The sequence below is a fragment of the Pseudomonas sp. yb_2 genome (assembly GCF_043103905.1).
In the GTDB taxonomy this organism is placed as follows: domain Bacteria; phylum Pseudomonadota; class Gammaproteobacteria; order Pseudomonadales; family Pseudomonadaceae; genus Aquipseudomonas; species Aquipseudomonas alloputida.
Genome location: NZ_JBICKH010000033.1, coordinates 204,458 through 227,914, shown reverse-complemented (window position 1 = coordinate 227,914; position 23,457 = coordinate 204,458). Strand labels below are relative to the sequence as shown.

At 61.6% G+C, this 23,457-nt stretch carries 19 protein-coding genes and 1 pseudogene; 8 read left to right on the top strand and 12 right to left on the bottom strand.

The window, feature by feature from the left end:
* The 8 genes and pseudogenes from ACF8FB_RS08080 to ACF8FB_RS08045 form a co-directional block, all read left to right on the top strand.
* A partial coding sequence (locus ACF8FB_RS08080) for a hypothetical protein (protein WP_232856785.1) occupies nt 1-90 on the top strand: 90 nt, incomplete at its 5' end.
* Nucleotides 91-439: 349 nt separating this feature from the next.
* Nucleotides 440-1,336: a nitrilase family protein gene (locus ACF8FB_RS08075; protein WP_392510246.1), complete on the top strand. Its 897-nt coding sequence runs from the start codon at nt 440-442 to the stop codon at nt 1,334-1,336.
* Nucleotides 1,337-1,346: 10 nt separating this feature from the next.
* Nucleotides 1,347-2,501: a hypothetical protein gene (locus ACF8FB_RS08070; RefSeq protein WP_392511180.1), complete on the top strand. Its 1,155-nt coding sequence runs from the start codon at nt 1,347-1,349 to the stop codon at nt 2,499-2,501.
* Nucleotides 2,498-3,484: pseudogene (locus ACF8FB_RS08065) on the top strand (asparaginase); the annotation flags it as partial. The gene ACF8FB_RS08070 and the pseudogene ACF8FB_RS08065, both read left to right, overlap by 4 nt.
* Nucleotides 3,485-3,578: 94 nt before the next feature.
* Nucleotides 3,579-4,130: a UPF0149 family protein gene (locus tag ACF8FB_RS08060; RefSeq protein WP_350298211.1), complete on the top strand. Its 552-nt coding sequence runs from the start codon at nt 3,579-3,581 to the stop codon at nt 4,128-4,130.
* 169 nt (nt 4,131-4,299) lie between these two features.
* A complete protein-coding gene (locus ACF8FB_RS08055) occupies nt 4,300-4,929 on the top strand; it encodes a glutathione S-transferase family protein (protein ID WP_010952317.1) in 630 nt (209 codons plus the stop codon).
* A 27-nt stretch (nt 4,930-4,956) separates the two neighbouring features.
* Nucleotides 4,957-6,993, top strand: a complete 2,037-nt coding sequence (locus tag ACF8FB_RS08050; protein WP_392511179.1) for a pyridoxamine 5'-phosphate oxidase family protein — start codon at nt 4,957-4,959, stop codon at nt 6,991-6,993.
* A 108-nt stretch (nt 6,994-7,101) separates the two neighbouring features.
* Complete coding sequence (locus ACF8FB_RS08045) at nt 7,102-7,998, top strand: LysR family transcriptional regulator (protein WP_003254840.1); 897 nt, start codon at nt 7,102-7,104, stop codon at nt 7,996-7,998.
* Between the two features lie 73 nt (nt 7,999-8,071).
* On the opposite strand, the gene ACF8FB_RS08040 is transcribed toward ACF8FB_RS08045, so the two are convergent.
* The 12 genes from ACF8FB_RS08040 to ACF8FB_RS07985 form a co-directional block, all read right to left on the bottom strand.
* Nucleotides 8,072-8,941, bottom strand: a complete 870-nt coding sequence (locus tag ACF8FB_RS08040; RefSeq protein ID WP_392511178.1) for an aldose 1-epimerase — start codon at nt 8,939-8,941, stop codon at nt 8,072-8,074.
* 24 nt (nt 8,942-8,965) lie between these two features.
* Nucleotides 8,966-9,889 (bottom strand): EamA family transporter, encoded by a 924-nt coding sequence (locus ACF8FB_RS08035; RefSeq protein WP_010952321.1) that lies wholly within the window; start codon nt 9,887-9,889, stop codon nt 8,966-8,968.
* Between the two features lie 54 nt (nt 9,890-9,943).
* A complete protein-coding gene (locus tag ACF8FB_RS08030) occupies nt 9,944-11,224 on the bottom strand; it encodes a TRAP transporter large permease (RefSeq protein WP_010952322.1) in 1,281 nt (426 codons plus the stop codon).
* Nucleotides 11,225-11,752, bottom strand: coding sequence for a TRAP transporter small permease (locus ACF8FB_RS08025; RefSeq protein WP_003254832.1), 528 nt, complete (start codon nt 11,750-11,752; stop codon nt 11,225-11,227). It abuts the gene before it with no gap.
* 66 nt (nt 11,753-11,818) lie between these two features.
* Nucleotides 11,819-12,790: a TRAP transporter substrate-binding protein gene (locus ACF8FB_RS08020; RefSeq protein ID WP_010952323.1), complete on the bottom strand. Its 972-nt coding sequence runs from the start codon at nt 12,788-12,790 to the stop codon at nt 11,819-11,821.
* 64 nt (nt 12,791-12,854) lie between these two features.
* Entirely contained in the window at nt 12,855-13,736 is an 882-nt protein-coding gene (locus ACF8FB_RS08015) for an SMP-30/gluconolactonase/LRE family protein (RefSeq protein ID WP_010952324.1), read from the bottom strand.
* Between the two features lie 22 nt (nt 13,737-13,758).
* Complete coding sequence (locus ACF8FB_RS08010; RefSeq protein ID WP_010952325.1) at nt 13,759-14,565, bottom strand: NAD(P)-dependent oxidoreductase; 807 nt, start codon at nt 14,563-14,565, stop codon at nt 13,759-13,761.
* A gap of 403 nt (nt 14,566-14,968) precedes the next feature.
* Nucleotides 14,969-16,207, bottom strand: a complete 1,239-nt coding sequence (locus ACF8FB_RS08005) for an OprD family porin (RefSeq protein ID WP_010952327.1) — start codon at nt 16,205-16,207, stop codon at nt 14,969-14,971.
* A 753-nt stretch (nt 16,208-16,960) separates the two neighbouring features.
* Nucleotides 16,961-17,095 (bottom strand): hypothetical protein, encoded by a 135-nt coding sequence (locus ACF8FB_RS08000; RefSeq protein ID WP_010952328.1) that lies wholly within the window; start codon nt 17,093-17,095, stop codon nt 16,961-16,963.
* A gap of 1,110 nt (nt 17,096-18,205) precedes the next feature.
* Nucleotides 18,206-19,456: a ribonucleotide-diphosphate reductase subunit beta gene (locus ACF8FB_RS07995; RefSeq protein WP_003254823.1), complete on the bottom strand. Its 1,251-nt coding sequence runs from the start codon at nt 19,454-19,456 to the stop codon at nt 18,206-18,208.
* Nucleotides 19,457-19,897: 441 nt separating this feature from the next.
* Nucleotides 19,898-20,029 carry a hypothetical protein gene (locus tag ACF8FB_RS07990; protein ID WP_003254821.1) on the bottom strand — a complete coding sequence of 44 codons (132 nt, stop codon included), beginning with the start codon at nt 20,027-20,029 and terminating at the stop codon, nt 19,898-19,900.
* Nucleotides 20,030-20,168: 139 nt separating this feature from the next.
* Nucleotides 20,169-23,048 (bottom strand): ribonucleoside-diphosphate reductase subunit alpha, encoded by a 2,880-nt coding sequence (locus tag ACF8FB_RS07985; protein WP_010952332.1) that lies wholly within the window; start codon nt 23,046-23,048, stop codon nt 20,169-20,171.
* Between the last annotated feature and the right edge of the window lie 409 nt (nt 23,049-23,457).

Genomic DNA, 23,457 nt, shown 5'->3' with positions numbered 1-23,457 from the left:
GGTGTGCACGTGATCGACTGCCCGGTCGATTACAGCGAGAACGACCGCATCCTCAACAGCGAGCTGCGTGAGCGCGCGCTGGCGGTGTAAGGCCTAACGACCTTATCGCAGTAAGCCGGCACCCACAGGTATCACACGATCCTGTAGGTGCCGGCAGGTGCTACATAGCAACCACTTCACGCCTCTTGCAATTGATCATTCTCAGGTTCTCTACTCATGGAGAACACGAGATCATGACTATTGGTTCAACACACAACCATCCTGCCGATCTGGCCATCGACCCTTCGCTGCCAACGGCGTACGAGGCATTTTGTAGGGTGAGTCCTACCGCCGTTGTGTGATTTTCCTTTGGTTCCATAGGACTCTTCTGACTGTCGCTCCCTGACCCAACATCGCTTTACTGGCGTCCTTCCAAAACAACCACAAGAAGGAAGCCGCCATGTCTGAATCCTGTTCTCCCGTCAGCCCCGTACGTATCGCTGTCATCCAGTACGACCCTCAGGTCGGTCTTGAACACTGTGAGAGCAACGTGAGCAGAGGCCTGGCATTGGCCCGGCGCGCAGCACGCGAAGGTGCCAACCTGATCGTACTGCCTGAACTGGCCAACACGGGCTACACCTTCAACTCCCGTGCCGAAGCCTATTCCCATGCGCAGGTGCTGCAGGACGGCCCTTGCCTGAAAACCTGGGCCGACTTCGCCAGGCAATACCAGGTATACCTGGCTGCGGGGTTTGCAGAACGCGACGGGCTGAAGCTCTACGACAGTGCTGTCCTGTTTGGCCCCGAAGGCCTGCTTGGGCATTACCGCAAAGCGCATCTGTGGAACCAGGAAAAGCTTTGGTTCACCCCCGGTGACCTGGGGTTCCCGGTATTCGAGACGCCTATCGGCCGTATCGGCCTGCTGATCTGCTGGGACATCTGGTTCCCGGAAGTACCACGGGTGATGGCCGCACAAGGTGCCGACATCATCTGCAGCCTCAACAACTGGGTATGGACCCCGCCGCCTTTGTTCGATGATGCAGGGCGCTGCATGGCCTCGTACCTGACCATGACGGCAGCGCATGTCAACAACGTTTATATCGCCGCCGCGAACCGTGTCGGCAGCGAGCGGGGCGGGCGCTTCCTGGGCTGCTCGCTGATCGCCGGTACCAATGGCTGGCCGATCGGCGAGGTGGGCAGTGCAGAAGCCGAGGAGATCATCTATGCCGATGTCGATTTGAGCAGTGCACGCTCGGCACCGATCTGGAACAGCCTCAACGACCTGCCAAGAGACCGGCGCACCGACCTCTACGATGTCACCCTTGGCTATCGCTTGCATGCACCTATGCCACGTTGAGGAGTTGCGAATGAACACGCTCTTCTTATCACGACAGCAGTATTGGCTTGTGTTGATCTTCGGCTGCCTGCTGGTGTTTCTCGCTGCAAGCCTTGGCCATGGCCAATGGCTGGATTATGCACAGAGGGTGGTGACGCTCGATGAGCCGCTCAGCCGCTTGCGCTGGATTGTTGGTGATATCAGTGAAGTGGCTTTCTACAAGCACGAACTACCCGCGCTGGGCTTGCTGCTGGGCGCGTGCCTGGCGCACTGGGCGCAGGTGCGAGGGTACCGGTGGCAGGGCTTTGCCATCTGCTATGGCAGCGGATTATGGCCATGGGTGTTTACCAGCTCGCTTTTGGGCTTGCTGCTTAGCCATGTGTTGTGGGGATGGACCTTGGCCAGTGGCACCTGGCAACCCACCTTCGTTGCCTTCGTGTCATTGCCGGCAGCCATGGTCTTGCTTTTTGGTGCGGGCTGGCGGGTGACGATCACAGGGGCGCTACTGGGGGCACTACTGGTAACACCGGCCAGCCTGCTGATGGTCAATTACCTGTGTTATCCCCTGCAGTTGCCAGTGGTAGTGGGCAATGTGAGTGGCATGGCTGTGGCAAGCGTCGTGGCCTTCATCCTGTGCAAGCGCTTTCCTTCATGGGTACGCCAATGCCGTGAACCCACCGTCGTGGAGCCGGTTGTCAATCAGCCTGACTACGGTGTGGTCTGGACTTTGCGGCGCGTTCTGGCCGACTTCAGCGAAGCCCCATTCTTTGGTAATGAACTGGCCAGCCTCGGGCTACTGCTGGGTGTGTTGCTGGCTTACCTGTTGAGCCCGGCTGCACTGTCCTGCGGTTCTATGCTGGTGATGCAGATGGTGGCCGGGCAGGCCCTGGCATCCCTGGTCGGGGTTGTACTCTGGCGTGGACAGTGGAAAGCCCGTGGGTGGTACCCTACCTACATTCCGATTGTGTCGATCGTCCCGGCCGCGGTGTTGACACATGGCGGCAGCTGGCAAGTGGTGGTGGCCAGTGCAGTGCTGGGTGCACTGGTGGCTCCGCCGCTGGCAGTGGCGATCACTCAGCGGTTGCCGGCCTATGTGCATGGCTACATCGGCAATGTGGTGTCGATGGCCATCTGCACGCTTGGCATCGTGCCGGTAGTCGGGTTGCTTGTGGGGGGAGAAGCATGAGTGAACATTCGAGCCTGCCCAGGCTGTCGATCGCTACTCTGGGCGGCACGGTCAGTATGCAGGCCTGTGCTGTCGGGGATGGTGTAACGCCAAGCCTGGATTGTGAGCGGCAATTGCTTCAGGTTCCACAGTTGCGCGAGATGGCGCAGTTGAACGTTGCTTCATTGTGCCTGCTCCCCAGTGCATCGCTGGGCTTCGCGACGTTGCTGGAGGTGCTGGCATGGGCCCGGGGCGAGGTGGAGCGCGGGGCTCAGGCCTTGGTATTGAGCCAAGGGACCGACAGCCTTGAGGAAACGGCCTATTTCCTGGATCTGCTCTGGCCATTCGATGTGCCATTGGTGATGACCGGTGCCATGCGCTCGGCGAGTCAGCCGGGCAATGATGGGCCGGCCAACTTGTTGGCTGCGGCTCAGGTTGCATTGGCACAAGACAGCCGTGGGCGAGGTGTGCTTGTGGTCATGAATGATCAGGTCCACTGCGCGGCAAGGGTTCGCAAGACGGCCAGCCTGGCGATGGCGGCATTCGAGTCGCCCGGATGTGGCCCGTTGGGCGACGTTGTGGAGGGTGTTGTGTTGTATCGCCATCCGCCCGGGCGACGGAAAGTGTTGCCGTTACCCTATCGCACCGACCAGCGCGTTGCCCTGCTGGAAGCCTGCCTGGACGCAGACACGGCGCTGCTGCAGGCTGTGGCCACATTGGGTTATGAGGGGTTGGTCATCGCCGGTTTCGGTGCTGGGCATGTTTCCGCCAGTTGGTCCGAAGTGCTGGAACACCTGGCGCCCACCTTGCCGGTCATGGTTGCTACGCGCACAGGTAGGGGGCCTACAGCCCGGGCAACCTACGGGTTTGCTGGTGCAGAGATCGACCTGCAGAAAAAAGGCGTCTACATGGCTGGGCAACTCTGCCCGCGCAAATGCCGCATCTTGCTGTGGCTGCTGATAGGCACCGATCGGCAACATGAGCTGCAGGACTGGTTGCAGCCCTGGACCATCTGCCCGCGCGGGTGTTCGCGCGGGCAGCCCTTCCGGCGTTGCTGTGCTAGGGTGCACACACTTTTGCTTCCCAGGATTCTTACCCATGCTCCCCGTACTCAGCGAAAAAGAACTCGACCGCCTTGAAGACCTGCTGATCACCTATGGCAACGACTACTCGGTGCTGAACCTGGCCGAGCTCAATGGCTTTTTCGTCGCACTGGCCAGTTCGCCGGTCACTGTCCTCCCGGAGCAATGGCTGCCGGCGGTGGCGGGTGGCAAGGTACCGAAGTTCAAGAAACCCGCCCATGAGGAGGCCTACACGGCATTGATGCTGCGTTATGCCAGCCAGGTGGCAGAAGAACTGAGCAATGATGTCGACCAGTTCGAGCCGCTGTTCGAGGAACGCGAAGGCGAGCAGGGCACTGTGATCGTGATGGAGGAGTGGTGTTTCGGCTTCATGCGCGGTACCCAGGTGGCCGGTTGGGGCGAGTTGCCACCGGAGCAGGACCCGCTGCTCAAGGCCATTTCGCTACATGGGCTGGAGGATAATTTCGAGCTGCTGGACCAGATGAGCGATGAGGATATCCAGGCCTGTGTGCCGCAGGTGGTCGAGGCTGCGCGTGGGCTGTACCGACATTTCAAAAAACTGCACTGATCGGATCGTTGGCTAGCGCTCACCTGCAGGCGCCAGTGCAAGTGTTTGGAAACCATTATTCCGCCCAGCGAAATTATGGTTTCCCCTGCGCACTGATTCTGCTACCAGCCGATCCAGTGCAGCATGTGCTCCATCAGCCCCATCCCGGCGCTGACCAGGAGCCAAGCCCATGTCGAACCCGATCAAGCTCTACAACTTCCCCAAGTCTGGCCACGCCCATCGCATCGAGTTGATGCTCTCGCTACTGAACCTGCCCACCGAGCTGGTGTTCGTCGATCTGGCCAAAGGCGCGCACAAGCAGCCGGACTTCCTCGCCCTCAACCCATTCGGCCAGGTTCCAGTCATCGATGACAACGGCACCGTGATTGCCGACTCCAACGCCATCCTCGTCTACCTGGCCAAAAAGTATGACAACGGTACCTGGCTGCCCGAAGAACCTGCCGCCGCCGCCCGGGTGCAACGCTGGCTATCGGTCGCCGCAGGCCCGCTGGCCTTTGGCCCGGCAGCCGCCCGCCTGGTCACGGTGTTCGGGGCTTCGTTCAATACCGACGAAGTGATTTCCCGCGCCCACACCTTGCTCAAGGTGATCGATGCCGAGTTGGCCAACACGCCATTCCTGACGGGTAGCACACCCACCATAGCGGACATTGCCAACTACTCGTACATCGCTCACGCCCCCGAAGGCAACGTGTCGCTGGAGCCCTATGCCAATGTGCGCAACTGGCTGGCGCGGATCGAGGCGCTGCCGCGTTTCGTCCCCATGCCGCGCACCGTGATCGGGCTGCAAACCCACGCCTGAAACCCCGCCATCGCGAGGAACGCCGCCATGCAACAATCTCCTGATCACCGCCCCTCGCCCTGGCATGCGGGTGAAAAGACCCTGCAGGAAAAGGTCGGTGTAGCAGAACGCATGGAGGCGTTCGGGCAAAAGGTCATTCGTGACCACATGCCCGACCAGCACCGATCGTTCTATCACCAGTTACCGTTCATGGTCGCCGCCAGTGTGGATGCCCAGGGGCGGCCTTGGGCCACGCTGCTGGAAGGGCCAGAAGGGTTCGTAAGCTCGCCTGACCCTCGTATGCTGACGATCCACACCACGTTGCCAGCAGATGACCCCGCCACCCCCGGGTTGGCAGCCGGGCAGGCGGTCGGCCTGCTGGGGATCGAACTGCACACCCGTCGGCGCAATCGCATCAACGGGCAGATCCGCCACGCTGCCCAAGGGCAACTGCAAGTGGCCGTAGAGCAGGCGTTTGGCAACTGCCCGCAGTACATCCAGTTGCGTGACTACACCCGCGTCACCGAACCCGCCCTCGGGCGCATCGATGCGACAACACTGGATACTTCAACCGTCAGCATGATCCAGGCGGCCGATACCTTCTTCGTCGCCAGCTATGTCGAGCATGCTGACGGCCAGCGCTCGGTGGATGTCTCCCACCGTGGTGGCCGGCCAGGGTTCATCAAGGTCGAAGGCAATCGGCTCACGATTCCCGACTATGCTGGCAATCTGCATTTCAACACCTTGGGCAACCTGGTGGTCAACCCGCGGGCCGGCTTGCTGTTCATCGACTTCAAAAATGGCAATGTGTTGCAACTGTACGGGCGTGCCGAGGTGCTGCTGGACAGCCCGGCCATCCAGGCTTTTGAAGGCGCTGAGCGGTTATGGACACTGCAGGTCGAGAAGGTGGTGTGGCGTCCGGCAGCCGTTGCCCTGCGCTGGGCTTTCAAGGAGTACGCGCCGACCAGTCTGATGACTGGTACCTGGGCCGAGGCCGATGCGCGCCTGGAGCAGCGGCAACAACAGCGCCAATGGCTGGCCTGGCAGGTGCTGCGGGTGGAGCGGGAAAGCCGCGACATCCGCTCGTTCTATCTCGAACCACCGGCAGGCTGCCGTGTGGCCTTTGCCCCTGGCCAGCATCTGCCTGTGCAAGTGCCGCGTGATGGCGAGTCGGCGCTGATCCGTACCTACAGCCTTTCAAGTGCCCCCGACGATGGATTCTTGCGCATCAGCGTCAAAGCCCAGGGCCCGGCTTCGCGGTATTTGCATGAGCGCGTTGTGGCCGGCGATGTGTTGAATGTGCGCCCGCCGATGGGCAGCTTCACGCTTGACCAGCAAAGCACGCGCCCGTTGGTGCTGATCGGCGCGGGCGTGGGCATCACGCCGTTGCTGGCCATGCTGCGCCAGCAGTTGAGGACAGGGCAGGCCCGGCGCATTCATCTGTTCCATGGCGCACGCAGCCTGGCCGACTTGCCGTTCCAGCAGGAACTGGCGGCCTTGCGGCAACAGGCTGGCGATCTACTGCAGGTACACCGCGCACTGAGCCAGCCTGAAGGGCACGCGCAGGTCGGTCGTGATTACGAGTTTGCCGGCCGGTTGGGTATCGAACAGGTCAAGGCAACGCTGGCGTTGGACGACTACGATTTCTATCTGTGTGGCCCGGGCAGCTTCACCCAGCAGCTTTACGAAGGGCTGCGTGGGGTGCATGTGCCGGATGCGCGGATTCACGCCGAAGCGTTTGGCCCGTCGACGCTGCGGCGGCACACCGACGCAGACCAGCCAGTCCTGCAACAGCCACCTGCCGCTGACGAACCGGTGCCGGTGTATTTTGCCGCGTCGGCCAAGGAGGCTCGCTGGGTACCCGGTAGCGGCACCTTGCTGGAACTGGCCGAGGCGCGTGGGCTGGCCCCGGAGTTCAGTTGCCGGGGTGGTTCGTGTGGTACCTGCAAGACCCGGGTGGTGAGCGGCCAGGTGCATTATCCGAATCCGCCGGCAGAGTTGCCGGAAGCAGGGTCGGTGCTGATCTGTTGTGCTGTGCCAGCGAAGGGGGAGGAGGGGACGCAGGCGTTGGTGCTGGATGTCTGATTCAAGCCAGTCGTAGGAGCGGGCTTGCCCGCGAAGAGGCCGGCACAGCTAACACCACGCATCCAGATGAACGATAATCCGCACGCCCGATAATCCTCAGGAACCCGCATGGACCAGATCCACCTGATGAAGGTATTCGTCGCCGTCGGCGAGCTGGAAAGCTTCGCCGCGGCTGCCCGCCGTCTGGACATTTCTGCGGCCGCCGTCACCCGCGCCGTCAGCGCCCTGGAAGAGCAGCTCGGGGTCAAACTGTTGCTGCGCACAACACGCAGCGTGCGTCTGACCGAGGCCGGCGGCCGCTATCTGGAAGACACCCGGCACATCCTCGCCAGTATCCACGAGGCCAATGAAGCCGCTGCCGGCATCAACGCGACTCCCAGGGGCGACCTGGCAGTGACCGCGCCGATTTTGTTCGGCAAGAAGTTCGTCATGCCGTGCATTGTCCGTTACCTGCAGCAGTACCCGGAAGTCGACGTTTCCGCGTTTTTTCTCGACCGCGTGGTGAACATGGTCGAGGAGGGCATGGACGTGGCCGTGCGCATCGGGCCGTTGCCCGACTCCGGGTTGAAGGCGCTGCGGGTGGGCAGGGTGCGGCGCATGTTGTGTGCCTCGCCCGATTACCTGGCGCGCCATGGTGTGCCGAAGCACCCGTCGGACCTGGCCGGGCATGCGATAATCGGCACCACCAACCTGTCGCCGCGGGCGGGTTGGCGCTTCGGAGTGACCGACGAGCCGACCTTGGTGCGCATGAAGCCACGGCTGACGGTAACCAGCAATGACGGGGCAATCGCAGCTGCCAGCGGCGGGCTGGGGATTGCCCGGCTGCTGTCGTACCAGGTGGCAGACGAACTGGCCAGCGGGCAGTTACAGGTGCTGCTGGCAGAGTACGAAGAGGCGCCCTGGCCCATTCATGTGCTGCACCGCGAAAGCAAGTACGGGTCGGCCAAAGTCAGGGCCTTTATCGACATGCTGGCGCAAGACTTGCGCGATCAGCAGCTGGATTGAGGTCGTGCAGCGCGTCGAGAAATGGCGCCGGACAATGTTCGCTATCGTGACGGCCCTTTCTCAGGTAGCCCGCTCACAACGCCCGATACTGCATCCTGAACCCCAAGTTCGTTGCCTCCCCCCGGTGCAGCAACCGCAACCCTGGTCGTCCTGGCAGGTGATGCGCATTGATGGGGTGGCTAACCGGCTCAAAGCAGAAAAAACCTTGCCCCTGCGGGCAGTACAGCAAGAAGTGTTCGGCCCCATTGGCACTGCACGCCAATCGATAACCCGCGCTGGGATGTTCGATCACGCACTCGCCTGGCCAGCCACTGAAGGCGTGATCAACCACTGTCTCGGGTAAACGTCCCATGGCATTGAAGCGCCATTGTTCGGGCACCTCGGCCTGGTACGACGGCAACCGCCCATCCTCGGCCAGCCACACTTTGCGTGCCGATGCGTACAACTTGGTATCGGGATACCGCGGAAAGTAGGGGTGCAACCCCAACCCGTACCAGTTGGCCGACTCATCCAGATGGGTTACATGCAGATCCAGGTTCAGGCACCCCTCATGCAGATGCACATCCAGCGTGGCCCGGTAAGCAAATGGCACAGCACTGTCTAGTGTCAGCCTTGCTCGCCGTTCACTGTGATGCTCCACCTGCCAGGCCTGCTGCCAGGCACTGCCATGGATCGGGTAAGGGTCATGCCCGGTATTGGGTGCCAGTGCCTGCCACCCCTCGGGTCGGGCAAAGCCACCCTCGCCAATGCGGTTGGACCAAGGCGCCAGTGGGTAGCAGGCGAGGCGTCGTGGCGTACCACTTTCCAGGGCGGTCAGGTCGGAATGGCGCAGCAGCGCTTGCCCGGTCGCTTTCACTTCCCAGTTGACCAGGCTGGCGCCCAACTCCGGAGCCAGGCTCAGGCGGGTCAGGCGGTCCTGCAGGCGCAGTTCGGTCAAAGACATTCAAGGCTCCATTTAAATGAATGATCAATTGGCCCGACGGTAGGTGAGCAGCACGATGCCGCACACCACCACCGCCCCGCCGAGTAATTGCAGGGTGCCGAGTTGCTGGTCGAGCAAGGCCCAGCCCAGCAGTAGCGTGGCGATGGGTTCGACGTTCATCACGGGTGCGTTCTGCGCCATGTTCAGCCTTGGCACACAAACAAACAGCAAGGTGAAGGCCAAGCCATACAGCACTACAAGGCTGGCCAAGGCCGCCCAGCCACCGCTGCTGCCTGGCAATGACAAACCGGAAGGCATCACGCCGCTTGCGCCTGCAACCAGCATGCTGGAGAACACGATCAGCAAAGTCAGCAGGCTGCGCACGGGGCCGCGCACGCTGGCCAGTTTATGGTCGGTGATCCACAAGGCGCAGGCAAAGGCACAGGCGGCGCCGAAGGCCAGGCTGACCCCTGGCACCCAGTGCGGGTTGGCCGCACCGCTGTCGGCCAGGCGTGCCGGCACATCCAGCGCCAGCACCAGGCCGCACAGGATCAGGCCCATGAACAGCACGGTGCGGCCCGTGGGGCGTGCGCCGCCCAGCGCCCAGGTGAGCAGCGCCAGCAGCATCGGGAAGGTGTTGCCCACCAGCAGCGCCAAAGCCACTGGAATACGCGCCACCGCCGAGTACAGGCACAGGCTCTGGGTGGCAATCAGCAGGCCGAGCAGCAGCTGCCACCGGCGCGCACCGGCGGGCAGGGCCAGGGCCTGGCGTTGCCACAGCAGCAGCCCGGCCAGTACCAGGAACGTGATGCCTGAGCGGCAGAGAATCGCCAGCAGCACGCCGGTGCCGTCATCGAAGGCGATGCGCGCGGCGATGTGGTTGCCAGCGAATGAACAGGCCAGGAGGGCGAGCAGGGCGATGGCTAGTTTGCGTGGGAAAAGCGGTACAGCCGAGGAGGGAACAGCCATGTGCAGGATCCATTTGCAAGAGCCCAGGGGCCGCCAAGCGGCCCCCGGTCATAATTACAGCACCACGCTAGGCAGCCACAGCGAGATCGCTGGAATGTAAGTCACTGCCATCAGCACCAGGAACAGCGCCAGGTAGAACGGCATCAGCGCCTTCACCGTCGACTCGATACTCACCTTGCCAATGGCCGAGCCCACGAACAGCACGGCGCCCACCGGTGGCGTTATCAGCCCGATCCCCAGGTTCACCAGCATGATCATGCCGAAGTGCACCGGGTCCACGCCGATACCGGTAATCACCGGCAGCAGGATCGGGGTAAGAATCAGGATCAGCGGCGCCATGTCCATCACCGTGCCCAGCAGCATCAGCATGAAGTTGATGCACATCAGGATCACGTAGCGGTTGTCCGACAGGGTCAGGAACGCGGTGGTGATCTTCGACGGGATCTGCATCAGCGTCATCACGTAGCCGAAGCTGGCGGCAAAGCCGATCAGGATCATCACGATGGAGATGGTCCGTACTGTGCGGTGCATCAGCTTGGGCAGGTCGCGCCACTTGTAGTCGCGGTAGATGAACATGGTCACGAAGAATGACCACACCACCGCCACGGCTGCCGATTCGGTCGCGGTGAACACCCCCGACAGGATACCGCCGAGAATGATGACCATGGCCATCAGGCCCCACAGCGCCTCACCGGCAATTTTCAGCGCCTCGCGCAGCGGGATGACTTCACCTTTGGGGTAGTTGCGCTTCTTCGCGAAGATCAGGCACAGGCCCATCATCACTGCGCTCAGAAGCAACCCGGGCATGATACCCGCCATGAACAGCGAGGCAATGGATACCGTGCCGCCCGCCGCCAGCGAGTACAGCACCGAGTTGTGGCTGGGCGGGGTCAGCAGCGCCTGCACCGAGCCACTGACGGTCACGGCGGTGGAAAATTCACGCGGGTAGCCTTTGCGCTCCATCTCCGGGATCAGCACCGAGCCCACCGAGGCGGTATCGGCTACCGACGAGCCGGAAATCGCACCGAAGAAGGTCGAGGCCATGATGTTGACCAGCGACAGCCCGCCACGCACGAAGCCCACCAGCACCCCGGCAAAGGCCACCAGCCGCCGCGACATGCCGCCTTCGGCCATGATCGCGCCGGCCAGCACGAAGAATGGAATGGCCAGCAGCGAGAACTTGTTAACACCACTGGCCACCTGGATCATCATCGCCTGCAGCGGGATGTCGATCCACCAGGCGCCGATCAGTGCCGACAGGCCCAGGGCGTAGGCTACCGGCATGCCGATCAGAATCAGCACGATGAAACTGCCCAACAGAATGAACGCTTCCATTTACGCAGCTCCTTCGTTTTCTTCGACCAGATCAAAGCGCACGACCTTGCGGTTGCTCTGATCGCCCAGCAGGAGTTTTTCCAGCACGAACACCAGCGTCAGTACGCCGCCGACCGGGATCGGCGCGTAGGTCATGCCGACCCGCACGCCGGGCAGCGAGGCCAGCGACTGGTTCCAGGTGGTGATGCACAGCCGGGTGCCGTAATAGGTCATGAACACGCACACCACGATCATCAGCAGTTGAACCAGCAGGGCGACCAGCTGGCGCTGCAGCGGCGGCAACCGGTCGGTAATCATCCCAACCGCCATATGCGCCCCGGCGCGATAGCTGGCGGCGGCACCAACGAAGGTGAATACCACCATCAGAAGGATAGAGACTGGTTCTGGCCAGCTGGAGCCGGTGCCCAGCACGTAGCGGGCGAAGATGCCCCACGGGATGATCAGCGTCATGGCCAGGATCGACAGGCCCGCGATCCAGATGCAACTGCGGTACAGCGTGTCGTTCACGCTCAGGAAAAGCGATTTCATAGGCATCACCAAAGCGGCAGGGCGGCGGGCGCCGCACTGCCGAGGTCGATTGGGCAAGGGCGGCTGTTACTGGACGGCGTCGATACGCTTCATCAGGTCGGCGTACTGCGCGCCGTATTTTTCGCGTACCGAAGCCGTGGCGTCGTAGAACGGCTTCTTGTCGACGGTAATGAACTCGACACCGGCGGCCTTGAGCTTCTCTTCGCTGGCGGCAGACTTGGCGTCCCACAGCGCGCGCTCTTCCATCTGTGCTTCACGCGCAACCTTCTTCACCAGCGCCTGCTGCTCGGGGCTGAGCTTGTTCCAGGTGGTCTTGGACATCACTACCGGCTCCGGGAGGATCAGGTGACCCGTGAGTGTGTAGTACTTGGCGCTCTGGAAGTGGTTGTGCTCAAGCAGCGTGGGCGGATTGTTTTCGGCGCCATCGATCACGCCAGTCTGCAGGGCGCTGAAGATTTCCCCGGTGTCCATGGCGATGCCGTTGCCGCCCATGGCGTTCATCATGTCGATGAACAGCGGGTTGCCCTGTACGCGAATCTTCATGCCCTTGAGGTCTTCCAGGCTGCGCACCGGCTTTTTCGTGTAGATGCTGCGCGAGCCGCCATCCATCCAGGCCAGGGCCACCAGGTTGAAATCGGAATTGGTGATCTTGTCGAGGATTTCCTGGCCGATCTCGCCGTCGATGATCTTGCGCATGTGATCATGGTCGCGGAACACGAACGGCATGTTGAATACGTTCACATCCGGCACCACCGGGCCGACGATCCCCAAGCTGACACGGGTCATCTGCACGGCACCGATCTGTGCCTGTTCGATCACTTCCTTCTCAGAACCCAGAACGCCGCCGGCGAACATCTTGAAGGTGATTTCGCCATTGCTGGCGTCTTCCAGCTTTTTACCCATGTTCTGTTCGGCGACCACGGTCGGGTACCCGGCCGGGTGAATCTCGGCGAACTTGATGTCCAGTGCCGAGGCGGGCATGGCCACGCTGAAGGCGAACGGGAGTACGGCAAGAAGCAGCTTGCGTTTGAACGTCATGATGAAACTCCGTGGTTTTTATTATCTGGTTTCGTGGGTGCAAGTGTGGGTGTGGCACGGCGCGTCAGCCCCGGTAGGCAGGTTCCTCCAGGCCCTTGGTGCCAGGGTCGAGGGCAAATACCCCGCCAGCCAGGGGCTGGTCGCTGAGGTCGATGCCCGTGGGGCGGATCGAGGTGACGTACAGAATGTCCAGGCTGGCGCCGCCAAAGGCGCACATTGCCGGCTTTTTCACCGGCACGCTGAGTGATCGGTCGAGGCGACCTTCGGGGGTAAAACGGTGGATCTGCCCGGCGTCGTTGCCGCAGATCCAGTAGCAGCCGTCCTGGTCGATGGCGGCGCCATCCGGGCGGCCGGGGTAGTTGCGCATGTCGACGAACAGGTGCTTGCCGTGCGGTGTGCCGCTGTCGGTGTCGTAGTCGAAAGCCCATACCTTCTGCACGTTCGGGTGCGAGTCGGACAGGTACATGCGCTTGCCGTCGGGGCTGAACGCCAGGCCATTGGGCACGATCATGCCGTCCTGCTGCAGGTGCAGGTGGCCTTCGCCGTCATGCCGGTACAGCGCACCCACATGGGCGCCTTGCTGCATGTCCAGCAGCATGGTCCCGGCCCAGAAGCGGCCCTGACGGTCGCAGCGGCCATCGTTGAAGCGCATGCCGGCCTGGGCGTGCTGCACGTTGCTGAGCAGCCGGCTGTCCAGGCTGCCGTCCGCCTTGGCCTGGAGCTGGAAAATGCCGCTTTCCATGCCCGCAACCCAGCCCTGACCGCTGCGGGCGATGCAGGCCAGCATCTCGTCGCCCTGCCAGCACTGGTGTTTGCCATCGGCCGCTTGCCAGCGATGCAATTGGCGAGCGGGAATGTCTACCCAGTACAGGGCCTGTTCACCGGGGTGCCACACAGGGCTTTCGCCGGTACCGTTGCGGGCGTCGACGATCAGTTCGCAGTTCATGGCCGTGCCTCCTGGCGTGGGGTCAGTTGAACGGGCCGGCCACGGCGAAAGCGCCGCCCTGGTAGACCATGCTCGGGTCATCGGCGGCGGGTGCCGGTTGGGCCTCCACGGCTGCGCGGAAGGTTTCGGAGCTGTCCTTGGGTACATAGCCCAGGTGCGCGGCATGGCGGTTGTCCCACCACACGGTGCGATTGTCGGAGGCGCCGTAGACGATGGTGTGGCCAACCCCGGGGGTGAACAGCCCGCGTTCGATCAACTGCACCAGGTCGTCGTAACTGAGCCAGGTGCAGAGCATGCGCAGGTTCTGTGGCTGCGGGAACGACGAGCCGATGCGAATGCTGACGGTCTCGATGCCGTAGCGGTCAAAGTAGAAGCTGGCCACATCTTCGCCGTAGCACTTGGACAGCCCGTAATAGCTGTCGGGCCGGCGCGGCGCGTGAGCGTCGATGCGCTCATCCTGGCGATAGAAACCGATGGTGTGGTTGGAGCTGGCGAAGATGATGCGCTTGACCCCGTGCTTGCGCGCCGCCTCGTACACGTGGAACACGCCGCAGATATTGGGGCCGAGAATCTCTTCGAAGGCGTGTTCGGTAGAAACCCCGCCAAAGTGGATGATGGCGTCTACGCCCTCGACCAGGGTATGCACCGCAGCCTTGTCGGCCAGGTCACAGGTAATGACTTCTTCATGCGGCCCCGCGGCCGGGGCCATGGGGCTGATGTCAGACAGGCGCAGGACCTCGGCGTAGCCTTTCAGGCGTTCGCGAAGGACCTTGCCCAGGCCGCCTGCGGCTCCGGTGAGCAGCAGGCGATTGAAGGGGGTAGTGGTCATGGCCGGCTCTTGTTGTTAGTTGTTGTAGGTTGTCGTATGACTTGGGTGATTATTGGCGGTGGTTCTGTGTGTTGTCAATGAGGCTTGGGCGGCTTTTGCCGGCCTTTCGCGGGTAAGAAATGCGAAAGGCCTGCGCGGTCGCCCGTAGGAGCGGGTTTACCCGCGAAAGGGCCAGGCCTGCTGGCCAATTTCCACCCGCCGTTCACCGTTGCCGCCGCCACCGTATTCGCGGGTAAACCCGCTCCTACACCTGATCAATGGTGGACACACATCGGAGGTTGGGCGCAGGCCGCTGTGTAGGAGCGGGTTTACCCGCGAATGGGCCGGCCCTGCTGGCCAGTTTTCACCCGCCGTTCGCCGTTGCCGCCACCACCGTATTCGCGGGTAAACCCGCAGATCTTGATCAGAGCAACGACAGCGGATAGTTGAAGATCAACCGGTTCTCATCGAACTCGTTATTGCTGTAATCCCGGCGAATCGACGAGTTACGCCATTTCACGCTCAAATCCTTGAACGCCCCGCTCTGGATCACATACGCAAGCTCCGTTTCACGCACCCACTCCTTGCCATCGGTCACGCCCCCGCTGTGCACATCGCGCCCGCTGATGTAGCGGTTCATCAGGGTCAACCCCGGTACCCCGACGGTGACGAAGTTGAAGTCATGGCGCACCTGCCACGAACGCTCGTTGGCATTGTCGAAGCTGGAGTTGTAACTGTCGTTGGCCAAGGTCCCGCCACTGGTGCCGTTCACCCGCATCCAGGTATCACCATCGACTTTCTGCAGCCCCACCCAGAAGGTGCTGCCGCCGTACTTGGCCGAGAACATCCCCGAGTAGGTCTTGTTGTCCAGCTGCCCGGCACGTTCGGAGCCGTCCTCGTCGCCATGGAAGTAGCCCAGGTTCGCACCCAGGGTCCAGTCACCCACCGGCTGGCTGTGGCTCAGTTGCAGGTATTGCTGCTGGTACACGTCCTTCAGCACCGCATTCCAAAGCCCCACCTGCGTGCGGTCCTGGTTGAACTTGTACTCGCCGCCGACGAAGTTGAAACGGTCCGACACACCGCCGCCGTAGCTCATGTCTTCCATGCTCGCGTCGTTACGCGGGCTGTTGCCGCGGAACTGGCCGCCGTACAGGGTCAGCCCTGCGATTTCGTTGGAGGTCACCTGCCCGCCACGGAATGTTTGCGGCAACGAACGCCCGTCGTCCGAACGCAGAATCGGCAGCACCGGCATCCATTCACCGATCTTCAGTTCGGTCTTGGAAATACGCGCCTTACCCGCCACTGCCAGGCGCCCGTAATCGTCGGCTGGCCGGCCATCGTCATGGCGTGGCAGCAACGCCGTACCATAAGTGCCGCCACCACCGTCGAGCTTGACCGACCACAGCCCCAGCACATCCACGCCGAAGCCGATTGGCCCTTCTGTGAACCCCGAGCGGGCGTCGAGGATGAAGCTTTGCGTCCACTCCTCGGCCTTGCTTTGCGGGTTGCTGGGGTTGGTGAAGTTTCGATTGATGTAGAAGTTGCGCAGCCCGAGGGTGGCCTTGCCGTCCTCGACAAATCCCGCGGCCAGGCTGGTGCCCGGCAGGCCGGCGATAACCCCGGCGCCAAGCAGGGCGAAGGGCAGGGTGTGGCAGATTTTCATTATTGTTGTGCTCCCTAAGGGTGTGGCAGCCCGTCCACCGGGCACGCGCAAGCGGCCTGCGGCAGGGGCGGGTAGATAACGGGCCGGTCAGGGCCAGGGGTGAACGCGCGGTAACCGGGCGCTACGTACTGGCAGGCGTACGCGAGCTGGCCGGGGGAAGAGGGGGGGCAACAGGTGCGGGTGCAGCGGGATGGGTGTCGACATGGGTTCGTCCACGGCTTGTTGTTTTTGTTATGTGTTGTCGTACAACTATGGGTGATTATTAGCAAGGGGAAGATGGGCTGTCAACGGCTGATAGCTGAGTAATAAAGGTCCAAGGACCCAAAATCCGGGCTGCAGAAGCTCTGCCGTGGACTCTGTACAGACATACTACGACTGGGGCTCTCGCGCCGTACGCGATCCTCTGTGCGGGCGTGCCCCCATTGCCTGCCTCGCACCTCAAACCGGGGACATGGTTTACAAATCAAATCGAATCAGCAGTGGTCCCATCCGCGAGCATGCGCTATCTTCAGATCTGGCCTCGCCCTCGACCACTCAGACTGGCATGTCCAGTCCCGGCATCCTCGTTGGTGCCGTACCCCTCCTGTCGGCGTGGGCGAGGCCTCTTCCTTTTCCGCAACGCTTCCCGGCTAAGATCGAGCGCTCCCTGGCGCCACGGCCGCCAGCTATCTTGGCAAATCTCCCGTGCTACGCGCTTCCCTGAATGGCCTTGTGCCGCGAAAGGGCCGCACAGCCGCCCCGGCAAACAATCCATCATTGCAGAACCCCCAAGATCAGTGCTTTGTACAAGGTATAGGCCCCGGACTCGCTGACCATGGTGGTCTCCTGGTCCTTGCCATAGCGCAGCAGTTGCACCGTGCGGTACTGATCCGGGTCGAGCTCGGGCATGCAGTGTTCGTCGAAGAAATGACCGCTCAGCCGGCCGAGTTCGTGGGCGCAGAACCAGGCTTGGGATTCGAGCCAGAGGGTGTGGAGAGGACATGGTTTACAAATTCAATCCAATCGCCTGTAGACCCGGCCGCAACCCTGCGCTATTTTCAGTTCTGGCCTCGCCCTCGACCACGTAGACTGGCATGTCCAGTCCCGGCACCTCGTTGTGCCGTACCCCTCTTGTCGGCGTGGGCGGGGCCTCTTCTTTTGCGGAGCGACTGACCGGATGAGATCGAGCGCTCCCTAGCTCCAGCAGTTTATGCAAGAAATCAGAAGCTGTGCCGTCGCACTCCTCTTGTCTTCAGCCAGTACATCAAAATTCCCAAACTCGGCTCAGATAGGCGTTGATGAACCAATCTGGCATGTCGTCCTGATGAAACTCCAGCGTGGCACCATCAGTAATCTCCGCAAGAAAGACAGACTCATCTCCGGAGTTATCGAAAATATAAGCCCGATTTGCTGCGGAAATGGCCTCTGGTCAGTCCAGGCATCCGAGTTCGGTGTGGGAGCGGGTTCACCGCGAAAGGGCCAGAACAGGCAAAAAACGCCCGCAAAACCCCATGCATCCGCAACGCCCGCTGCACACTTGCGCCAGCGCAAATGGCGGTTCTCTGGCACATGGTGATGCGCCGGCAAGGTCTAGGCCCCGGACTCACTGACCATGGTGGTCTCCTGGTATTTGCCATAGCGCACTAGCGGCACAGTGCGGTACTGATCCGGGTCGAGCTTGCGCATGCATTGTTCGTCGAAGAAATGACCGCTCAGCCGGCCGAGTTCGTGGGCGCAGAACCAGGCTTGGGATTCGGGCCAGATAGTGTGGAGGGGCGGTTGTGGCGGATGAAGAGGGTGGGGTATCAAGATTGTCCATGTTTGGCCATCCTGATGGGGGAGAGCCGTTTCTGACGAGAACGGGATTCCGCTATGTGAGCGTTCTTAAGCGCCGGAAAACGTTATCGCGATGTCCAAAAACAGGCAAGGTCGGCAGCCGTAGGAAACGTCCTGTTCTGCTTCTGCCAGGCAATAAAAAGGCTGCCATTTGGCAGCCTTGTTGATGCTCAGCCCGGTCAATCAATCCCAGCTCAACGCCCCACCCGTCTGATACTCGATCACACGCGTCTCAAAGAAGTTCTTCTCCTTCTTCAAGTCCATGATCTCGCTCATCCATGGGAACGGGTTGGTAGTCCCCGGATACTCTTCTTTCAAACCAATCTGAGTCAAACGACGGTTAGCAATGAACTTGAGGTAATCCTCCATCATCGCTGCGTTCATGCCCAGCACGCCGCGTGGCATGGTGTCTCGGGCGTATTCGATCTCCAGCTGGGTCCCTTGCAGGATCATCTGGGTCGCTTCTTCCTTCATCGCCGCATCCCACAGGTGCGGGTTTTCGATCTTGATCTGGTTGATCACGTCGATACCGAAGTTCAAGTGCATCGACTCGTCACGCAGGATGTACTGGAACTGCTCGGCAACGCCAGTCATCTTGTTGCGGCGGCCCATGGACAGGATCTGGGTGAAGCCGCAGTAGAAGAAGATGCCTTCCAGTACGCAGTAGTAGGCGATCAGGTTGCGCAGCAGCTCTTTGTCGGTTTCGACGGTGCCGGTGTTGAATTCCGGGTCGGAGATGGCGCGGGTGTACTTCAGGCCCCAGGCGGCTTTTTTAGCGACCGACGGAATCTCGTGGTACATGTTGAAGATCTCGCCTTCATCCATGCCCAGCGACTCGATGCAGTACTGGTAGGCGTGGGTGTGGATCGCCTCTTCGAAGGCCTGGCGCAGGATGTACTGGCGGCACTCCGGGTTGGTGATCAGGCGGTACACGGCCAGGGCCAGGTTGTTGGCAACCAGCGAGTCGGCGGTGGAGAAGAAGCCGAGGTTGCGCATGACGATGCGGCGCTCGTCTTCGGTCAGGCCGTCCTGGCTCTTCCACAGGGCGATGTCGGCGGTCATGTTGACCTCTTGCGGCATCCAGTGGTTGGCGCAGCCGTCCAGGTACTTCTGCCAGGCCCAGTCGTACTTGAACGGTACCAGTTGGTTGAGGTCGGCGCGGCAGTTGATCATGCGCTTTTCATCGACTGCAACGCGGGCCGAGGAGCCTTCCAGCTCGGCCAGGCCTTCGGCAACGTCGAGGGCGTCGAGGGCAGCCTTGGCACGTTTGACGGCTTCGGAGTCAGAAGCGGTGGCCGCACGGGCCTCCAGGGCGGCGGCACCACCGGCGCTGTCGAGCTTGTCGAGGGTGGCGGCGGCAGCGGCCTGCGCAGGGGTGTTGCCTTTGGCGGCTACTTCGCCGTCTTCTTTGTCGAATTCGTCCCAGCTCAGCATGGTTTGGCTCCTGCTTGAGGGTCGCCCAGAGGCAACCGGTTGGATTTTAAGAATGTGATGCCTGACGCAAGGCCGTAATGGCGAATGGGCAGCTCGAGAGGCTGACTCTCGTTTACATCTGAATGTGTTCTGGCTTGTACCTGGCCAGGCCTCTGGGAGGGGCCAGGACAATTGAATAGGTGCTCTTTTCAGAGGGCGCAAAGTATACCGGAATTCACCTTCGATCGGGGCGCGTGTCTTGCCGGCGAGGGTAACTTTTTTGACCGGTTTGGCGTGCGTCCGTTCACGAAGCGGGTGGCTTCTTCTACGGGGGGAGAGTGTAGCGCCAACCTATATGTTGTGCCAGTTTAAATTTGAAGGCACATCATATGGTGTTTCCTGAGGCTTGTGTTGGCGGAGTCGGCCTCACCGTGGGCTTGCCGGCGATGAGGCCAGCCACCACTAGCTACGGTGGGTGTACAGCGTTTCGACAATGTGTGTCTTGGGGTGCTTGCGTGCCTGTTCCACCGAGGTGAAACGGCCGGTTTCTGCGTTGCGACCAATCTTGCGAGATGCCAGTTTTTTCCGCGCCATGGGCGTACATCCTTTTTTGAGAGGTCCTGTTCTTTTACCGAGCTGCGTGAACAGTGGGCAAAGGGCAAGGTTTCTCTGAGGCGCGGATACAAAAATGCCGCGCGGGGCACCCGTAGGCACCCCGCACGGCATTCAGGCCTTACTGGCAGGCTTCGCAGTCAGGCTCGTCGATCGCGCAGGCCTTTGGCACTGGCGCAGGGCCGGCTGCCTGGACTGGGGCGCTGTCGCCACCGCTGGAAACGGCGTTGAGCTTGCCGGTGTTGATGGTCGACTTCTCGGTGCTGGTGGCGGCCAGGGCACGGAGGTAGTAGGTGGTTTTCAGGCCACGGTACCAGGCCATGCGGTAGGTCACGTCCAGCTTCTTGCCCGATGCACCCGCGATGTACAGGTTCAGCGACTGCGCCTGGTCGATCCACTTCTGGCGACGGGAAGCAGCGTCGACAATCCACTTGGTCTCGACTTCGAACGCAGTGGCGTACAGGTCTTTCAGCTCTTGCGGGATACGCTCGATCTGCTGTACCGAACCGTCGTAGTACTTCAGGTCGTTGATCATGACCGAGTCCCACAGGTCGCGGGCCTTGAGGTCGCGAACCAGGTACGGGTTGATCACGGTGAATTCGCCCGACAGGTTCGATTTCACGTACAGGTTCTGGTAGGTAGGCTCGATCGACTGCGACACGCCGGTGATGTTGGCGATGGTCGCGGTTGGCGCGATGGCCATGATGTTCGAGTTACGAATACCTTTCTGTACGCGGGCACGTACCGGCGCCCAGTCCAGGGTTTCTTCCAGGTTGACGTCGATGTACTTCTGGCCACGGGCCTCGATCAGGATCTGTTGCGAATCCAGCGGCAGAATGCCCTTGGACCATAGCGAACCCTGGAAGGTCTCGTAGGCGCCGCGTTCATCGGCCAGGTCGCACGAAGCCTGGATGGCGTAGTAGCTGACCGCTTCCATCGACTTGTCGGCAAACTCGACGGCAGCATCGGAGCCGTAAGGAATGTGCTGCAGGTACAGCGCATCCTGGAAGCCCATGATGCCCAGGCCGACCGGCCGGTGCTTGAAGTTCGAGTTACGCGCTTGCGGCACCGAGTAGTAGTTGATGTCGATCACGTTGTCGAGCATGCGCACGGCGGTGTTCACGGTGCGTTGCAGCTTGGTGGTGTCCAGCTTGCCATCGACGATGTGGTTCGGCAGGTTGATCGAGCCCAGGTTGCAGACCGCGATCTCGTCCTTGTTGGTGTTCAGGGTGATTTCGGTGCACAGGTTCGAGCTGTGGACCACGCCCACGTGCTGCTGCGGCGAACGCAGGTTGCACGGGTCCTTGAAGGTCAGCCATGGGTGGCCGGTCTCGAACAGCATCGACAGCATCTTGCGCCACAGGTCTTTGGCCTGAACGGTCTTGAACACCTTGATCTTGTTGTACTCGGTCAGGGCTTCGTAGTACTCGTAGCGCTCTTCGAAGGCCTTGCCGGTCAGGTCGTGCAGGTCTGGCACTTCCGAAGGCGAGAACAGGGTCCACTTGCCGTCATCGAAGACACGCTTCATGAACAGGTCAGGGATCCAGTTGGCGGTGTTCATGTCGTGGGTACGACGGCGGTCATCACCGGTGTTCTTGCGCAGCTCGATGAATTCTTCGATGTCCAGGTGCCAGGTTTCCAGGTAGGCACATACAGCGCCTTTGCGCTTGCCACCCTGGTTGACCGCAACGGCGGTGTCGTTGACCACTTTCAGGAACGGTACGACGCCCTGCGACTTGCCGTTGGTGCCCTTGATGTAAGAGCCCAGTGCGCGCACAGGGGTCCAGTCGTTGCCCAGGCCACCGGCGAATTTCGACAGCATGGCGTTGTCGTGGATCGCGTGGTAGATGCCCGACAGGTCGTCCGGCACGGTGGTCAGGTAGCAGCTGGACAGCTGCGGGCGCAGGGTGCCGGCGTTGAACAGGGTCGGGGTCGAGGCCATGTAGTCGAACGACGACAACAGGTTGTAGAACTCGATCGCACGGGCTTCCTTGTCTTTTTCTTCCAGCGCCAGGCCCATGGCCACACGCATGAAGAAAACCTGCGGCAGCTCGAAGCGCACGCCATCCTTGTGGATGAAGTAGCGGTCGTACAGGGTCTGCAGGCCCAGGTAGGTGAACTGCTGGTCGCGCTCGTGGTTGATCGCCTTGCCCAGTTTTTCCAGGTCGAAGTCGGCCAGGGCCGGGTTCAGCAGCTCGAACTCGATACCTTTGGCGACGTAGGCCGGCAGGGCCTTGGCGTACAGGTCAGCCATCTCGTGGTGGGTGGCGCTGTCGGCTACATTCAGGAAGCCCAGGCCTTCGGCGCGCAGGGTGTCCATCAGCAGGCGGGCGGTAACGAACGAGTAGTTCGGCTCGCGCTCCACCAGGGTACGGGCGGTCATCACCAGGGCGGTGTTGACGTCCTTGATGGCCACGCCGTCGTACAGGTTCTTCAGGGTTTCGCGCTGGATCAGGTCGCCATCGACTTCGGCCAGGCCTTCGCAGGCTTCGCTGATGATGGTGTTCAGGCGGGCCATGTCGAGCGGCGCCAGGCTGCCGTCGGCCAGGGTGATGCGGATGCTCGGGTGCGGCTCGACCACGGCGTCGGTGTTGGCGCGGGTGGCACGCTCCTTGGCGCGCTGGTCACGGTAGATCACGTAGTCGCGGGCGACTTTCTGCTCGCCGGCGCGCATCAGGGCCAGTTCGACCTGGTCCTGGATTTCTTCGATGTGGATGGTGCCACCCGATGGCATGCGACGCTTGAACGTTGCGGTAACCTGCTCGGTCAGGCGCGCGACGGTGTCGTGGATGCGCGACGAAGCGGCGGCGGTGCCGCCTTCAACTGCGAGGAACGCCTTGGTGATGGCGACGGTGATCTTGTCGTCGGTGTAAGGGACGACAGTGCCGTTACGCTTGATCACGCGCAGTTGGCCGGGGGCGGTGGCAGCCAGATCCTGGTTGGAATCGGCGGCCTGCGGCACCTGGGCCTGCGGGTTCTCGCGAGTCGTGTCGGTTTGCATGGGTGGGTGTCTCCACAGTTTCTATATTGTTCAGGCGCCTTATGGGCGCCCACCGTTCCGTCCACTTGCTCGATAACCTCGCGGGGATGCGCAATGCATGCGCATCCGCCCGCGCGGGCGTACCGACTTCGGGACAGACTCAGGAATAAGGGGCAATGGCTTGCCGCTCCCTGGCCGAAGTCAAAGGTTCTGGGCCGAGCCCAAAAACTGTTGCTGATGGGTGCCAGGCCTGGCCTGCAACACCCATGCCCGAACAACGCCCTGAAAGGGCTTGCCTCGGTCGCCTCCGCAGGAGCGGTTTGGCTGCTGAAATCACCTGAAGTTCCACCCGGAAAATCGCTTGATCTTGCGGGTTGACTTTTGTGTGTGATTTTGCACGAACCCCTATATCTAGTGGTTCGCTGCGATC

Bases quoted from the DNA above. Each gene is read 5' to 3' on its own strand.
- ACF8FB_RS08075 (WP_392510246.1), top strand. From the start codon at position 440: ATGTCTGAATCCTGTTCTCCCGTCAGCCCCGTACGTATCGCTGTCATC.
- ACF8FB_RS08070 (WP_392511180.1), top strand. From the start codon at position 1,347: ATGAACACGCTCTTCTTATCACGACAGCAGTATTGGCTTGTGTTGATC.
- ACF8FB_RS08060 (WP_350298211.1), top strand. From the start codon at position 3,579: ATGCTCCCCGTACTCAGCGAAAAAGAACTCGACCGCCTTGAAGACCTG.
- ACF8FB_RS08055 (WP_010952317.1), top strand. From the start codon at position 4,300: ATGTCGAACCCGATCAAGCTCTACAACTTCCCCAAGTCTGGCCACGCC.
- ACF8FB_RS08050 (WP_392511179.1), top strand. From the start codon at position 4,957: ATGCAACAATCTCCTGATCACCGCCCCTCGCCCTGGCATGCGGGTGAA.
- ACF8FB_RS08045 (WP_003254840.1), top strand. From the start codon at position 7,102: ATGGACCAGATCCACCTGATGAAGGTATTCGTCGCCGTCGGCGAGCTG.
- ACF8FB_RS08040 (WP_392511178.1), bottom strand. From the start codon at position 8,941: ATGTCTTTGACCGAACTGCGCCTGCAGGACCGCCTGACCCGCCTGAGC.
- ACF8FB_RS08035 (WP_010952321.1), bottom strand. From the start codon at position 9,889: ATGGCTGTTCCCTCCTCGGCTGTACCGCTTTTCCCACGCAAACTAGCC.
- ACF8FB_RS08030 (WP_010952322.1), bottom strand. From the start codon at position 11,224: ATGGAAGCGTTCATTCTGTTGGGCAGTTTCATCGTGCTGATTCTGATC.
- ACF8FB_RS08025 (WP_003254832.1), bottom strand. From the start codon at position 11,752: ATGAAATCGCTTTTCCTGAGCGTGAACGACACGCTGTACCGCAGTTGC.
- ACF8FB_RS08020 (WP_010952323.1), bottom strand. From the start codon at position 12,790: ATGACGTTCAAACGCAAGCTGCTTCTTGCCGTACTCCCGTTCGCCTTC.
- ACF8FB_RS08015 (WP_010952324.1), bottom strand. From the start codon at position 13,736: ATGAACTGCGAACTGATCGTCGACGCCCGCAACGGTACCGGCGAAAGC.
- ACF8FB_RS08010 (WP_010952325.1), bottom strand. From the start codon at position 14,565: ATGACCACTACCCCCTTCAATCGCCTGCTGCTCACCGGAGCCGCAGGC.
- ACF8FB_RS08005 (WP_010952327.1), bottom strand. From the start codon at position 16,207: ATGAAAATCTGCCACACCCTGCCCTTCGCCCTGCTTGGCGCCGGGGTT.
- ACF8FB_RS08000 (WP_010952328.1), bottom strand. From the start codon at position 17,095: ATGCCCGAGCTCGACCCGGATCAGTACCGCACGGTGCAACTGCTGCGC.
- ACF8FB_RS07995 (WP_003254823.1), bottom strand. From the start codon at position 19,456: ATGCTGAGCTGGGACGAATTCGACAAAGAAGACGGCGAAGTAGCCGCC.
- ACF8FB_RS07990 (WP_003254821.1), bottom strand. From the start codon at position 20,029: ATGGCGCGGAAAAAACTGGCATCTCGCAAGATTGGTCGCAACGCAGAA.
- ACF8FB_RS07985 (WP_010952332.1), bottom strand. From the start codon at position 23,048: ATGCAAACCGACACGACTCGCGAGAACCCGCAGGCCCAGGTGCCGCAG.